At 68.6% G+C, this 13467-nt stretch carries 14 protein-coding genes and 1 pseudogene; 7 read left to right on the forward strand and 8 right to left on the reverse strand.

What is annotated here, in order from left to right; translation table 11 throughout:
• Together GRX66_RS10710 and GRX66_RS10715 are read left to right on the forward strand one after the other, a co-directional pair.
• Window positions 1-1212: pseudogene (locus tag GRX66_RS10710) on the forward strand (APC family permease); the annotation flags it as partial.
• Complete coding sequence (locus GRX66_RS10715; RefSeq protein WP_159526552.1) at window positions 1212-1988, forward strand: universal stress protein; 777 nt, start codon at window positions 1212-1214, stop codon at window positions 1986-1988. The pseudogene GRX66_RS10710 and the gene GRX66_RS10715, both read left to right, overlap by 1 nt.
• A gap of 37 nt (window positions 1989-2025) precedes the next feature.
• On the opposite strand, the gene GRX66_RS10720 is transcribed toward GRX66_RS10715, so the two are convergent.
• Window positions 2026-2982, reverse strand: a complete 957-nt coding sequence (locus tag GRX66_RS10720; protein ID WP_159526553.1) for an acetamidase/formamidase family protein — start codon at window positions 2980-2982, stop codon at window positions 2026-2028.
• A 183-nt stretch (window positions 2983-3165) separates the two neighbouring features.
• Here GRX66_RS10720 and GRX66_RS10725 point away from each other — a divergent pair, with 183 nt between their 5' ends.
• Window positions 3166-3804, forward strand: coding sequence for an NAD(P)-dependent oxidoreductase (locus tag GRX66_RS10725; RefSeq protein ID WP_159526554.1), 639 nt, complete (start codon window positions 3166-3168; stop codon window positions 3802-3804).
• Between the two features lie 38 nt (window positions 3805-3842).
• Here GRX66_RS10725 and GRX66_RS10730 read toward each other — a convergent pair whose 3' ends face one another.
• A complete protein-coding gene (locus GRX66_RS10730; RefSeq protein ID WP_159526555.1) occupies window positions 3843-5081 on the reverse strand; it encodes a mandelate racemase/muconate lactonizing enzyme family protein in 1239 nt (412 codons plus the stop codon).
• 19 nt (window positions 5082-5100) lie between these two features.
• A complete protein-coding gene (locus tag GRX66_RS10735; RefSeq protein WP_325064065.1) occupies window positions 5101-6033 on the reverse strand; it encodes a dihydrodipicolinate synthase family protein in 933 nt (310 codons plus the stop codon).
• Window positions 6034-6135: 102 nt separating this feature from the next.
• Between GRX66_RS10735 and GRX66_RS10740 the strand changes: the two genes are divergently transcribed.
• A complete protein-coding gene (locus tag GRX66_RS10740; protein WP_159526557.1) occupies window positions 6136-6402 on the forward strand; it encodes a MoaD/ThiS family protein in 267 nt (88 codons plus the stop codon).
• A 29-nt stretch (window positions 6403-6431) separates the two neighbouring features.
• On the opposite strand, the gene GRX66_RS10745 is transcribed toward GRX66_RS10740, so the two are convergent.
• Entirely contained in the window at window positions 6432-7688 is a 1257-nt protein-coding gene (locus tag GRX66_RS10745) for an HAD family hydrolase (protein ID WP_159526558.1), read from the reverse strand.
• 136 nt (window positions 7689-7824) lie between these two features.
• Between GRX66_RS10745 and GRX66_RS10750 the strand changes: the two genes are divergently transcribed.
• From GRX66_RS10750 to GRX66_RS10760, 3 genes are all read left to right on the forward strand, one after another.
• The gene (locus GRX66_RS10750) at window positions 7825-8895 is read left to right on the forward strand and encodes a glucose 1-dehydrogenase (RefSeq protein ID WP_159526559.1); all 1071 of its coding nucleotides are present in this window, start codon (window positions 7825-7827) and stop codon (window positions 8893-8895) included.
• Entirely contained in the window at window positions 8892-9524 is a 633-nt protein-coding gene (gene gfcR / locus GRX66_RS10755; RefSeq protein WP_159526560.1) for a transcriptional regulator GfcR, read from the forward strand. The genes GRX66_RS10750 and gfcR overlap by 4 nt, the downstream gene beginning before the upstream one ends.
• Before the next feature lie 133 nt (window positions 9525-9657).
• The gene (locus tag GRX66_RS10760; RefSeq protein ID WP_159526561.1) at window positions 9658-10080 is read left to right on the forward strand and encodes a glutaredoxin family protein; all 423 of its coding nucleotides are present in this window, start codon (window positions 9658-9660) and stop codon (window positions 10078-10080) included.
• A 5-nt stretch (window positions 10081-10085) separates the two neighbouring features.
• On the opposite strand, the gene GRX66_RS10765 is transcribed toward GRX66_RS10760, so the two are convergent.
• From GRX66_RS10765 to pstA, 4 genes are all read right to left on the reverse strand, one after another.
• Window positions 10086-10805 carry a DUF47 family protein gene (locus GRX66_RS10765; protein WP_159526562.1) on the reverse strand — a complete coding sequence of 240 codons (720 nt, stop codon included), beginning with the start codon at window positions 10803-10805 and terminating at the stop codon, window positions 10086-10088.
• A gap of 232 nt (window positions 10806-11037) precedes the next feature.
• Entirely contained in the window at window positions 11038-11718 is a 681-nt protein-coding gene (gene phoU / locus GRX66_RS10770) for a phosphate signaling complex protein PhoU (RefSeq protein WP_159526563.1), read from the reverse strand.
• A 5-nt stretch (window positions 11719-11723) separates the two neighbouring features.
• Entirely contained in the window at window positions 11724-12602 is an 879-nt protein-coding gene (gene pstB / locus GRX66_RS10775; RefSeq protein ID WP_159526564.1) for a phosphate ABC transporter ATP-binding protein PstB, read from the reverse strand.
• 9 nt (window positions 12603-12611) lie between these two features.
• Window positions 12612-13467 (reverse strand): phosphate ABC transporter permease PstA (gene pstA / locus GRX66_RS10780; RefSeq protein ID WP_159526565.1); only part of this gene is annotated, 856 nt, incomplete at its 5' end.

A 13467-nucleotide genomic window follows, 5' to 3' on the forward strand; every position in this document is an offset into this window, starting at 1 on the left:
GCCGGCGGCGGCCGGGTCGTTCGCATCGGCGCCGTCGTCGCGTTGCTCGTCGCGTTGCCCGCCTCGGAACTCGCGACGGCGATGCCGAAGTCCGGCGGCGGCTACTACTTCATTTCGCGGGGGCTGGGAGCGCTCCCCGGCGCCGTCGTCGGCATCAGTATCTGGCTGGGACTGGTGTTCGCGACGGCGTTCTACCTCGTCGGGTTCGGGAACTACGCAGCTGCGCTGCTCGCGGAGGCGGGCGTCCCCGTCGGGGGCGTCCCGGTGGTCGTCCCGCTGGCGCTGCTGTTCGGCGTGGCGCTCACGGCGCTCAACCTCGTCGGGACGGAGAACGCCGCGAAACTCCAGAACTACGTGGTCGGTCTGCTGTTGACCATCCTCGTGGTGTTCCTCGGGTACGGCGGCCTCGACGCGCTCGGTGTGTTCGGGGCGCCCAGCGCGCCGGAGCGGTTCTTGCCGTTCGGACCGCTCCCGATGTTCACGACGGCGGCGCTCGTGTTCACCTCCTACCTCGGGTTCGCGCAGGTGGCGACTGTCGCCGGCGACATCAAGAACCCGGGGCGGAACCTCCCGCTGGCGATGGTCGGGTCGGTCCTCATCGTCGGCGTCCTCTACGTGGTGACGATATTCGTGGCGACCAGCGCGTTCGGCAGCGATCCGCTGTCCCGGTTCGGGGAGACGGCAATCGTGGAGGTGGCGCGGTCGTACTTCGGGAACGTCGGGGCGCTCGCCATCCTGCTCGCCGGACTGCTGGCGACCGTCTCGAGCGCGAACGCGTCGATTCTGTCGACGTCCAGGGCGGTGTTCGCGGTGAGCAAGGACGCCCTGGTTCCGAAGGTCGCGAGCAGACTCAACCTGGCGTACGGCACGCCGCACGTCGCGCTCGCGATGGCCGGCGGGCCCGTGCTGGTGCTGGTCGCGTTCGGCGAAGTCGAGGTGCTCGCTGAGGTCGCGTCGTTCCTCCACCTGGTCATGTACGGGCTGCTGTGCGTCGCGCTCATCGCGATGCGCCGGGACGAACCCGAGTGGTACGACCCGGACTTCCGCGTGCCGGCCTACCGGGCCGTTGCGGGCGTCGGCGCCGCCGCGAGCTTCGGCCTCATCGCGTTCATGCAGCGCGTCTCCCAGGTAATCGGACTCGCAATCATGCTCGCGGCCGCCGGGTGGTACAAGTACTACGCCAGCGACGTGCAACTCAAGGGGGTCCTCTGATGACGGCCGACGAACCCAATACCTCGTCCGAGTCGGACCGCGACGCCGGTGCCAGAGCGATCAGGGAGCCACCGCGCATTCTCGTCCCGGTGGCGGTTCTGGAAGGCGAAGCGCTCTCGGAGCCGCTAGCGGCGTTTCTCGCGCCCTCCGAGGTGGTGGTGTTAGGCTATCACGTCCTTCCCGAACAGACGCCGACCGAGCAGGCGAGCATGCAGTTCGAGGACCGCGCACAGGCGGCTATCGAGGACATCGCGGAGACGTTCCGCGCCGCCGGCCGCGACATCGAAACCCAGGTGGCGTTCACCCACGACCGCGACCAGACGGTCGAACGGGTCGCCGAGGACGTCGGCGCGACTGCGGTCCTCCTTCCGAACCCCGCGGGGGAACTGAGGGACGTGCTGGTCCCGATTCGCGGCGCCGTCGACCCGGACCGCCTCGCTGACCTCCTGGCGACGCTGCTCGTCGGCGGCGAGGGCACCGTGACGCTCTGGGGCGTGACGAAACCCGACGCTGACTTCGACGCGGAGGCGGCCGTTGCGGACGCCCGCGAACGACTGGTCGAGCGGGGCATGGCGACCGAGCGGATGCTCGCCGAAGCGACGAGGTCCGAGTCGCCCGTCCGGGAGATCATCGAACGGTCTGCGGACTACGACGTCGTCGTCATGGGACGAGGCGGCGAACCAGTTTACTCCGCGCTGTTCGGCGATCCGAGCGAACGGGTCGCCGGAGGCGCCGTCGCGCCCGTGCTCGTGGTGCGGGACGGCGAGGTCGAGTGACGGCGGGGCGGTCTGGCGGGCTCCGCCGCCGCTGGAGTTACGGGAAGATGCTCTCCGGGAGGTAGGCGGACACCGTCCAGTTCGGCGCGTCCACGACTTCACTGATCTTCAGGTCGACGGCCGCCGAGCAGAGGATGTACGCCTCGCTGCGGGTGAGCCCGCGCTCCTCGTGGAGGTGGGCGATCATGTGCCTGACGGCCTTCTTCGTCGCGTCCATCAGGTCCGGCGCGATGCCGGTCGTGCCGTACATCGGTTCGTCTTCGCCGGTGGCCGTGAACGGGTGATCGGACTCGAACTCCGGTTGTTCGATGTCCAGGTCTGTACGGACGTCGAAGCGCGCGGTGACGAACATCGGTGCTTCGATGCCCGTGACACAGACTTCGCCGTCGCCCTGTGCCGCGTGGCAGTCGCCCGTGGAGAACAGCGCGCCCTCGCACTCCACGGGGAGGTAGACTGTCGACCCCTCGGTGAGGTGTTTCACGTCCATGTTCCCGCCGACGTCGCGCGGGGGGAGCGTGTCGTGTTCGCCGTCCTCGCCGGGTGCGACCCCGATCGTCCCCGGGAACGGGTCCAGCGGCACTTCGATGTCGTTCACGAAGTGGCCGACCTCGCCGTCGAGGTCCCACGCGTGGTAGCCGGGGTCCTCGAAGTCCTCCGGGAGCAGGCCGAGGCCCATGTCGCCGGGCATGAACCCCGTGTACCCCCAGCCCTTGTGTTCGAAGCCCAGCAGTTCGACTTCCAGTACGTCCCCGGGCTCGGCGCCCTCGACGTACACCGGGCCAGTGAGCGGGTGGACCGGGTCGAAGCTGACGTTCCCGAACTCCTCGGCCGTCGTGTCGGGCCCGACTTGCTCGTCGACCGCGTCCCGGCACTCGAAGCGCACCACGTCGCCGGGTTCGACCGCCAGCGCTGGGTCCAGAGAGTTGTCCCACGCGTGGTGGACGTTCGCGTCGTCGTCGCTCAATTCGTAGTCCGCAGCGTCGGATGGTGGCATACACCCGAATATAGTTGGAACAGAGACATAAACCCACAGTCGACCGGGGTTGTCGGCCACGAGCCAGCAGCGACGCCGTCGACTTCGGGGGCCGGAACTCGGAACGTCACGCGCGGCTGACAGCAGCGGGAACTGCCGGTTGGCGAAGCGTATACTGGCTCGTGACTGAACGTCCGTTCGACCATGGACGTACTACTGCTCGGTGCGAGCGGGCGCATCGGCCACCGAATCGCCGACGAACTGCTCGCCCGCGACCACAGCGTCACGGGCGTGTCCCGGAGCGGCACCGTCGACGACGTCGACGACGCCGACTTCGTCGCCGTCGAAGGCGACGCCACCGACGCCGGCGACGTCGCGAAACTCGCCACCGGCCACGACGCGGTGGCGTCAGCGCTCGGCCCCAGCGACGACGAATCCCCGGACCGCCTCGTCGACATGATCACCGCAACGATCGAGGGGTTGCGGCGGGCCAGCGTCGACCGCCTCGTCTGGACGGGCGGCGCGGGGGGCCTCTACGTCGACTCCGAGACGCTGCTCGTGGACACCGACGACTTCCCGGAGGAGTGGGAGCCGATCGCCAGCGCTGCAATCGACGCCTACGACCGCCTCGCTGACGTCGACGACCTCGCGTGGACGTACCTCGCTCCCGCTGCGCTCATCGAACCCGGCGAGCGCACCGGCGAGTACCGGACCGCGGACCGCGAACTCGTCGCCGACGAGGACGGCGAGAGCTACATCTCCATGGAGGACTTCGCCGTCGCGCTCGCCGACGAACTGGAGTCCGGGGACGGCGTCCGCACCTACGTCGGCACCGGCTACTGACGGCGCGGAAAACGCGGAACCCGACTGTATCCGCCGCGCTACGCCTCGTCGAAGAGGGTTTCGCCGTCGACCATGTGCGCCTCGACGGCGTCCATGTCCAGCGTGACGCCCAGCCCCGGTTCCTCGGGGACCGTGATCGAACCGCCCTCGATGACGTCCTCCTCGACCAGGTCGCTCCACCAGCCGAGTTCGTAGGAGTGGTACTCGACGGCCAGCGAGTTCGGGATGGCGGCGCCGACGTGCGCGCTCGCCATCGTCGCGACCGGCGAGGAGACGTTGTGCATCGCGACCGGCACGTAGTACTGGTTCGCGACGTCCGCGATCTTCCGCGTCTCCCGCATTCCACCGACTTTCGGGAGGTCGGGCGCGACGATGTCGACGGCCTGGCTCTCGATGAGGCGGCGCTCCTCTGTCACTCTGTACCGGTTCTCGCCGACTGCGATGGGCGTCGTCGTGGACTTCGTGACCTCCTCTTGCACCTGGAGGTTCTCCGGCGGCACCGGGTCCTCCAGCCACCAGACGTCGTACTCCTCGATGGCGTCGGCGAGGCGTTTCGCCGAGCCGCCGGAGAACGTCCAGTGGCAGTCGAAGGCGACGTCCGCGCGGTCCTTGACGCGCTCGGTCACCTGCTCGACGATCTCGGCCTTGTGCCGGATCTCGCCCGGGCGGAGGTGGCGGTTCGCGCGGTCCTTCTCGAGGCCCGAGGGAACGTCGAGGTCGAACTTCAGCGCGTCGTAGCCGAGTTCCTCGACGACGCGCTCGGCCTCGTCGGCGCACGCCTCGGGGTCGGCCTCGGCCTCCGTGTGGCAGTCACAGTACACGCGGACGTCGTCGCGGTACTTCCCGCCGAGCAGCTGGTAGGCGGGGACGTCCAGCACCTTGCCGGCGAGGTCGTGGAGCGCGATCTCGATGCCGGCGATGGCGGTGACGGTGACGCCCTCGACGCTGCCCTCGCCGCTCATCTTCTGGACGAGGTGCTCGAAGAGGCGGTCGATGTCGAGGGGGTTCTCGCCGACGACGAACGGCTTCATGCGCTCGACGAGTTCCGGAACGCCGGCGCCCCAGTAGGCTTCGCCGGTGCCGACGACGCCGGCGTCGGTGTACACGCGGACGAGCGTCCACGGGAAGTTCCCGTCGACCATCGTCGTCTGGACGTCCGTTATCTCGAGGTCCCGGGGCGCGGGCCGGTCGGCCGTCACGCCCATCGTCCCCGCGGAGAGCTCCCGCATGGTGTACTCCGCGTTGGGGTCGTGGAGGTCGCTGTAATCCTTGCTCATGGTCGATTGTTAACTCGCGTTAGTGTAAATCTGTGCTTTCCACCAGTCCGAGCGACTCGAGGTCTGTCCCCAGGGCGTCGCGCTGGTCGTCGTCCATGCCGCGCAGCGGCGACCGCAGCGGCCCGGCGTCGAACCCCCGCAACCGGAGGGCGGTCTTCACGCCGGCCATGTACGGGCCGCGCTTCAGCGCCGACCGCACGGCGTAGACGTCGCTCTGTAGGTCGCGGGCGTACGCCTCGTCGCCGTCGTCGTAGGCGTCGTAGAGGTCGACGACGAGTTCCGGGAACGCGTTCGCGACGGCCGACACCATCCCCGAGCAGCCCAGGTCGAGGCCGGGGACGAGCAGCGAGTCCGACCCCGCGAGGAACGTCAACTCGGGGTGGGCGTCGATGGCCTGGCCGAGCCACGGCACGTCCTTCGAGGAGTCCTTGAGGCCGACGAGGTTGTCGATGGCCGCGAGGTCCCGGAGGGTGGCAAGCGAGAGTTCGTTGCCGGTCTTCGAGGGGATGTGGTAGACGTACACCGGGAGGTCGACGGCGGCGGCGACGCGCTCGTAGTGCGCGACCGCCGCGTCGCGGTCCAGCGGGTAGTAGTACGGCGTGACGACGACGATTCCGTCCGCCCCGACGCTCTCGGCGTGCTCGGCGTGCGCGACGGTCTGGCGGGTGCTCGGTGCACCCACGCCCGCGATGACCGGAACGTCTCCGCCGACCTCGTCGACGACGGCCTCGACGACCCGCTGGCGCTCGCCGCCGGTCAACAGGGGGAACTCGCCGTTCGTGCCCAGCGGGAAGACGCCGTGGACGCCGCGGTCGACGACGAGCCGCGCGTGGGCGGCCGTGGTCTCGGGGTCGATCGTTTCGTCGTCGTGGAACGCGGTCACGATGGGCGGAACGACCCCTTGGAGGGACAGCGGGTCGTCCGCACCCGGGTCTGGCGCGTGGTTGGTCACGTGCGGCGGGTCGCCCGCCGCGAGCATAAGCCCACGGGTTCGTCCAGAGTCTTTTCCGTTCGTGAGTAAACTTTTTGACTCCGGGGGTAGTTACGTGGTGACATGGACGTCGAGGTGAAGCTCACCGGCACGCTGGCCGCCCGCACCGGCACGCACCGCGCCCGCGTCGGCGTGGCCGCAGACGCGACTGTCGAAGACGTCGTCGAGTCTCTCGCCGACGAGTTCGGCCCGCAGGTCCGCGCGGGCGTTCTCGAAGGATCCCGCCTCCGCACGGACACGGTCGTCGTCCGCGAATCCACGGACGGCGAACCCCTCAGTGTCGGAAGCCGCGTCCACGACGGCGACACCGTCTGCTTCCACCTCGCCTGAGTCCAGAATCGAACCGCGGCCGACGCCGGCTACTGTTCTGCGAGCCGATTCAACGCCCACGCGGTCCGGAGCACTTCGTCGGCGGCGCCCTCGTCGAACACGAGGTCGTCGGTCTCCCGGACGTGGTCGAGCACGCGGCCGCTGGCGTGTTCCGGCGCGGCAGCGATGCCCGCGTCCTCGTCGGCCACCCACTCCATCACGCGCAGGTCGCTCTTCGAGTCCCCCATCACGAGCGCGAAGGGGTCGTCGACGCCCAGGACGTCGAACGCCGCCTGGACGCCGACGACCTTGTTGAGTTCGCGGGACGCGACTTCCGCGGCGTCAGCCTCGTAGTACGCGACGTCGACGCGCTCGAGGACGCCGCGCACGCCCTCGGGAATGAACGCCAGTGCGTCCGCGCTGTCGCCTCCTGTCGCCTCGTCGGCCACGGCGTCCGGCAGGTCTCCCGCGTCCGCGAGCACGCCCGCTATCTCCGGGTCGGCGGCCGCGTAGAACGCGCGGACGTGCTCTCGAGTGGCGCCCCCGACGCAGTCCGCCAGCAGGTCGAGTTCGTACCGGAGCGCGTCGTCGATGAGGTCGCGAGCGCGGTCGCTGCCCGTCTCGAAGTTCGGTTTCAGCGTGACGTTGAACTCGTTGCCCTGCAGGTGACAGCCCTGGCGGATGCCCTCGGGGGCGTCCGAGAGGATGCGCGCGCGCAGGTCGTCGAAGACCCCACGGACGTCCTGATCCAGGTCCTCGTAGAGGAGTTGCTTCGTGTCCGGGCCGTGACCGGGCGTGAACACGCCGGTGCCGGCCTCGTAGACGACGGAGACGGACCCGGAGTGCACGAGTTCGTTGCCCAGTCCCTGGATGAGGAAGCCCTTGACGTTCTCCAGGGTCTGGCCCGTGCAGATGACGATGGGGACGTCAGCCTCGTGGAACTCCGTGAGCAAGTGGAGGGTCTCCCGCGGAATCTCGTTGTCAGTGTGGCCCGCCGACCGCAGCGTCTCGTCGACGTCGAGGACGAGGACGTTGACGGCGCAGCCGTACTTGGCCTGCAGGTCGAGGGCGGCGAACGCCTGCTCCCGGGTGGCGCGCGCCGCGAGCCCAGCGAACGTCTCGCCCTCCGGGAAGGCGGCGCGGACGTCGTCTTTCCGCTCGACGAGTTCGTCGCTGGCTGACTCCCAGTACTCGAGTGCGACGCGGGAGTCGACCGGCGGGAACAGGTCCACGAAGTCCTGGTACGCTCGCAGCGTCTCGGTGTCGAATTCGTCGTAGAGCGCGTACAGCCGGTCGAACCGTTCCATGGTTGGTATACTCGCGTGGAGGCTATAGTGGGTTTGGACGCCGGGGTGACGTCGAGCGCCGGCCGCCCCCTCGCTTGCCCAAAAGATTACTCGGTAGAGAATAAATCTTTTGCTGCTGGGGCTGTGAGGGGTACGCATGGACGCAATCGCCGTCACACGCGACGACCGCACGCCCAGGGTCGTCGACGTGCCGCGACCCGACCCAGGACCCGGCGAAGCGCTCGTCAGGACGCTCCGCGTCGGCGTCGACGGCACCGACCACGAAGTCATCGCGGGCGACCACGGCGGCTTCCCCGAGGGCGACGACCACCTCGTCCTCGGCCACGAAGCCGTCGGCGTCGTCGAGGACCCCAACGGCACCGTCTTGAACGCCGGCCAGGTCGTCGCGCCGACGGTCCGCCGCCCCCCGGACGGGAACAACGAGTACTTCCGGCGCGGCGAACCCGACATGGCGCCCGGCGGCGAGTACGTCGAACGCGGCATCGACGGTGCGCACGGGTTCATGGCGGAGTACTTCACGAGCTCCGCGGACCACCTCGTCTCCGTCCCGGACGCGCTCGCCGACCTCGGATTCCTCGTCGAGCCCGCGAGCATCACTGAGAAAGCCCTCGAACTCGCGTACGCTGCGCGGTCGTCGTTCGACTGGACGCCAGACGCCGCGCTCGTCCTCGGAAACGGCTCGCTCGGGTTGCTCACGCTCGCGATGCTGGACGCCCGCGACGACTTCGAGTCGCTGTACTGTCTCGGCCGCCGCGACCGCCCCGACCCCACCATCGACGTCGTCGACCGCCTCGGGGCCACCTACGTCGACTCCCGCGAGACGCCGGTGCCGGACGTCCCAGCAGTCCACGAACCGGTGGACTTCGTCTACGAGGCGACCGGCCACGCGAAACACGCCTTCGAGACCATCGAGGCGCTCGCGCCGAACGGCGTCGGCGCGCTCCTCGGCGTCCCGGAAGCCGGCTGGGAATTCGAGGTCGCGGGCAGCGACCTCCACCGCGAGTTCGTGCTCGAGAACAAGGCCCTCGTCGGCAGCGTGAACTCCAACGTCGACCACTTCGAGGGGGCCGTCGACGCCCTCCAGGCGCTCCCTGGATGGGTGTTCGACGACCTGGTGACCGGCGTCTACGAACTCGAGGCGTTCCGGCGTGCGTTCGACGACGACGAAACGACCATCAAGACGGCGGTTCAATTCGACACACAATGAAGAACGTCGACGACCTCATCGACAGCGCGTCGGAGCTCGCGACCCGCGGGCTGTCCCGCGGCGAAATCGCTGACGAACTCAACGTCTCCCGGGAGACGGCGAGCTGGCTGGTCGAACGCGCCGGCACGGCCGCGCCCGTCGAGGACGAACCCAGCGGCGGCCCGCAGGACGTCCACGTCGACTGGAGCAACATCGGCGAAGCCGGCGCGCGCCTCGCCGCCGTCGGCGTCGCCGTCGCGGACGCGCTCCGCGAACACAGCCACGACGTCGACCTCATCGTCGGCGTGGAGAAAGCCGGCGTGCCGCTGGCGACCGCCGTCTCGAACGAACTCGAGACCGACCTCGCGACGTACACGCCCCGCAAGCACCAGTGGGAGGAAGGGGACATCGAGAACCTCGGCGGGAGCTTCAGCCGGAACTTCGCGAGCGTCGACGGCCGCGAGTGCTTCGTCGTCGACGACACCATCACCTCCGGCACCACCATGACCGAGGCCGTCGAGGCCATCCGGAACGGCGGCGGCACACCCATCGCATGCGGCGTTCTCGTCGACAAACAGGGCCTCGGCGAGGTCGACGACGTCCCCCTGGAGTCGCTGTTCCAGGTCATCCGCGTCGGCAACGACGACTGACCACAGGGGTTTCACATCGGGTCGTGACGCGTCGCTCACAAGCCACTCCGTGCCCCGCTCGCGTGTCCCGTGGTCTCCCTGCGGTCGACCACGCTACCCAAGGCATTTCTCCGTGCTCGCCGTACGACCCCCTATGGCCTTCGACCCGATGGACTCCTCGATGGAGCAGGACGCCGTCAACGAGATCGTCCAGAAAGCGATCGAGAACAACGACGTCGTGCTGTTCATGAAGGGCGACCGCCGGATGCCCCAGTGCGGCTTCTCCCAGCGCGCCCTCGACCTGATAACGCAGTACCGCCCCGACGTTCACACCGTCGACGCGCTCCAGAGCCTCGACGAGTTCCGCGTCGCGCTCGAGGCGGAGAGCGGATGGGAGACCATCCCGCAGACGTTCGTCAACGGAGAGTTCGTCGGCGGCAGCGACATCCTCGCGGAACTCGAGGAACGCGGCGAACTCGCGGACGAGCTGAACGCCGACGACGTCGACGAGGACGCCGTCCCGCAGGAGGGCGCGGACGACGGCGGCGTCGACGACGAAATCGAGTCCCCCTTCTGAGGCGGTTAGCGGGGCGCTCCCTCCGGTTCCGCGTCGACCGCGAGTTCGCTGCCGGTCGTCCGCACCATGCGGTCGGTCACGTCCTCCATCGCGTCTACCACCTCGTCGAGCTGCAGGGCGAGCTCCCGGCAGACGAGCGCGGACGCGTCACCGCCCGCGTCGCCGTCGAACGCCGCGGTCACCGCCTCGTTCCGGAGTCGGTCGCACCTGCTCTCCACGTTCCGGACGCACGCGACGTCGCCGGCGATGTCGGCTGACGTCTCGGGGTTACAGAGCACTCCGACGTAGTCTGTCACTGCCGAGCGCAGCGCCGCCATCGCAGTGGCGGCCTCGGCCGCCATCTCGTCGAAGCGGTCGCGGCGGTCGGGCGGGAGGTCCGGGCGGAGTCCGTCGAGGTCGACAGCGAACTGTTCGGCGGCGTTCGCGACCTCGTCCAGCGCGTTGAACAACTCGATCATCTGGCTGGCGTGGAGGTGGACGCGGGTCAGCCTGATGCCGAGGTCGCGCACGTCGGCGTCCGCGACGAGCCCGCAGAGGTGGCGGTTCGTTCGGTCGCAGTCGCTCTCCAGGGTCGAAATCCGGTCGACGAACTCCCGGTAGTCGCCGTCGGGGTACGCCGCGAGCAACTCCGGGAGTAGCGCGACGCAGGCTTCGGTCTGGTCGAGGTACGTCTCCGTCCGGGAGACGAGGCGGTCCGCGAACACGACAGTTTCGCTGTCGGACATCACGTGGAGCGTCGCGGGACTCCGGAAAGTCGCTTGCTATGAGGCGTCTGGAGGCCAGCCGACGGCTATAGAGCAATCACGAGGCGGCTCGGTTCCGGCGCAGGTGACCCGCGGTCGGCGTGTCGGCGCGCACAGCGCGCCGGTCACCGCTCGTCGGAGGACAACGGCGGTTCCGTGGGGATTTCTCCGCCGAGTGGTTCGCCGGAGGCGGACTCGAGGCGAAAACCGTCCGTCAGTAGATGAGTTCGTCGTCCTTCTCGACCATGTAGAGGGTGCGGGCGGCGATGTTGACGGCGTGGTCGCCGACGCGTTCGAGGTCGCGGATGGTGAGCAGGAGGCGGGAGACGTCCTGCATGAGCGCTTCGACGTCGGACTCCGCGCTGCGTTCGTCGATTTCGGTCTCGATGAGGTCGCGCATGACAGTCTCGGAGGCCCGCCGGCAGCGGTCGTCGAGGTCGTCGTCGCGGTCGGCGATGTCGTAGCAGGCGTCGATGTCCTCGGCGGCGTAGGCGTCCATGGAGTCCTCGACCATCTGGATGGTGGTGGTGCCGATGGCCTGGATGTCGACTTCGGGGTACATGTCGCGGTCGGCGTCGAGGGTGTACTCCGCGAGGTTGACCGCGAGGTCGGCGATGCGTTCGAGGTCGGTGATGATCTTGAACGAGGACGCGATGAGCCGGAGGTCGCCGGCGACCGGCTGCTGGAGGGCCAGCAGGTCGATGCAGTCCTCCTCAAGGTCGAGGTAGAGCTCGTTCACCTCGGAGTCGTTGTCGATGACTTCCCACGCGGTGTCGTCGTCTTTCTGCTCCATCGACTCGAGGGCGAGTCGGAGGCGGTCGACGACCACCTCGCTCATGTAGAGAACGTCGCTCTGGAGCGTCTCTAATTTCTCCTGGTAGCTGTCTCGTGCCATGGTTGTTACCCGAACTTGCCGGTAATGTAATCTTCGACGCGCTGGTTGTCGGGGTTCTCGAAGATCTGGTTGGTGTCACCGAATTCGACGAGCTCCCCGCCCGTGAGGAACACGGCGGTCTTGTCGGAGATGCGGGCGGCCTGCTGCATGTTGTGCGTGACGATGACGACGGTGTAGTCCTCGGCGAGTTCCTCGATGAGGTCCTCGATCTTCGACGTGGCGACCGGGTCGAGGGCGCTGGCGGGTTCGTCCATCAGAATGACTTCCGGGTCGACCGCGATGGCGCGCGCGATGCAGAGGCGCTGCTGCTGGCCGCCGGAGAGGTCGAGGCCGGAGCTGTCCAGCTGGTCTTTGACTTCGTCCCAGAGCGCCGCCCGCTTGAGCGCCTCCTCGACGATCTCGTCGTGGTCGCCCTCCACGTCCTGGATTTCGAGGCCGTAGGCGACGTTGTCGTAGATGCTCTTCGGGAACGGATTGGGTTCCTGGAACACCATGCCGACGCGGCGGCGCAGCGCCACGGGGTCGACGTCGTCGTCGTAGACGTTCTTCCCGCGCAGGGACAGCTCGCCCTCCACGCGGCAGTTGTCGATGCGGTCGTTCATGCGGTTGACGCACCGCAGGAAGGTCGACTTCCCGCACCCGGAGGGCCCGATGATGGCGGTGACGCGGTTCTCCGGGATGTCGATGTCGATGCCGTCCAGGGCCTGTTCGGCCCCGTAGAACACGTCGAGGTCCCGGGAGCGGATGATGGTGTCCGCCGCGACCTGGTCGCTTTCGGTCGCCGCGCCCGCGACGTCAGTCTCCACGAGCATGTCGTCGTTGGTCGGGTCGGACGTGTCTCGCTGCGTCGATTGGTCGCTGTAGTCTGCTGTGTTGTCAGTCATGGCTTGGAGTCACTCCTCGGTCTGGTACTTGTTCCGGAGCACGATGGCGACGGAGTTCATCGCCAGCAGGGTCGCGACGAGCACGACGACGCCCGCGGGCACCGCCTTCTCGTAGAAGTCCGGGCCGGCGTACAGCCCGGACCACGCGTACACCTGCAGTGGCATCGCGCTGGCTTTCTCCGCGAGACCCGTCGGCAGGCTGAAGGAGACGTTCGGCGCCCCGATCATGATGAGCGGCGCCGTCTCGCCGATGGCGCGGCCGAGCGCGAGAATCGTCCCGGTGAGGATACCGGGGAACGACCGCGGCAACACGACGTTCTTGACGGTCTGCCACTTGGTCGCGCCCATGCCGTAGGAGGCGTTGCGCATGTCGTCGGGGACCGACCGGATGGCCTCCCGGGAGGAGATGATGACGATTGGGAGGATGAGCAGACCGAGGGTCGCGCCGCCGACGAGGACGGTGCCCGGCGGCTGGTCGAGGTAGGCGACGAAGATGCCCAGCCCCAGCAGTCCGTAGACGACCGACGGGACGCCGGCGAGGTTCGAGATGTTCACGTCGATGACGCGCGTGTAGCGGTTGTTCGGCGCGTACTCCTCGAGGTAGACGGCGGCGCCGACGCCGACCGGGAACGCGAGGACGGCGACGGTCACCATCAGGAGGATGGACCCGCCGATTGCGGGGTAGAAGCCGGCCTGTTCGGCGAACCGGCTGTGGGGGTTCGTGAGGAACGCCCACCGGACCCACGAGTCCGGGCCCGCGAAGCCCGCGACGTCTGTGAGGACGGAGCCGACGGCGACGCCGCCGACGACGGTCGCAGGCAACAGGAGGCCGGGGCGCTCGTGCGTGCGGTTCGCTGCGGTGCCG

The organism is Halobacterium bonnevillei, from assembly GCF_009831555.1.
GTDB lineage: Archaea > Halobacteriota > Halobacteria > Halobacteriales > Halobacteriaceae > Halobacterium > Halobacterium bonnevillei.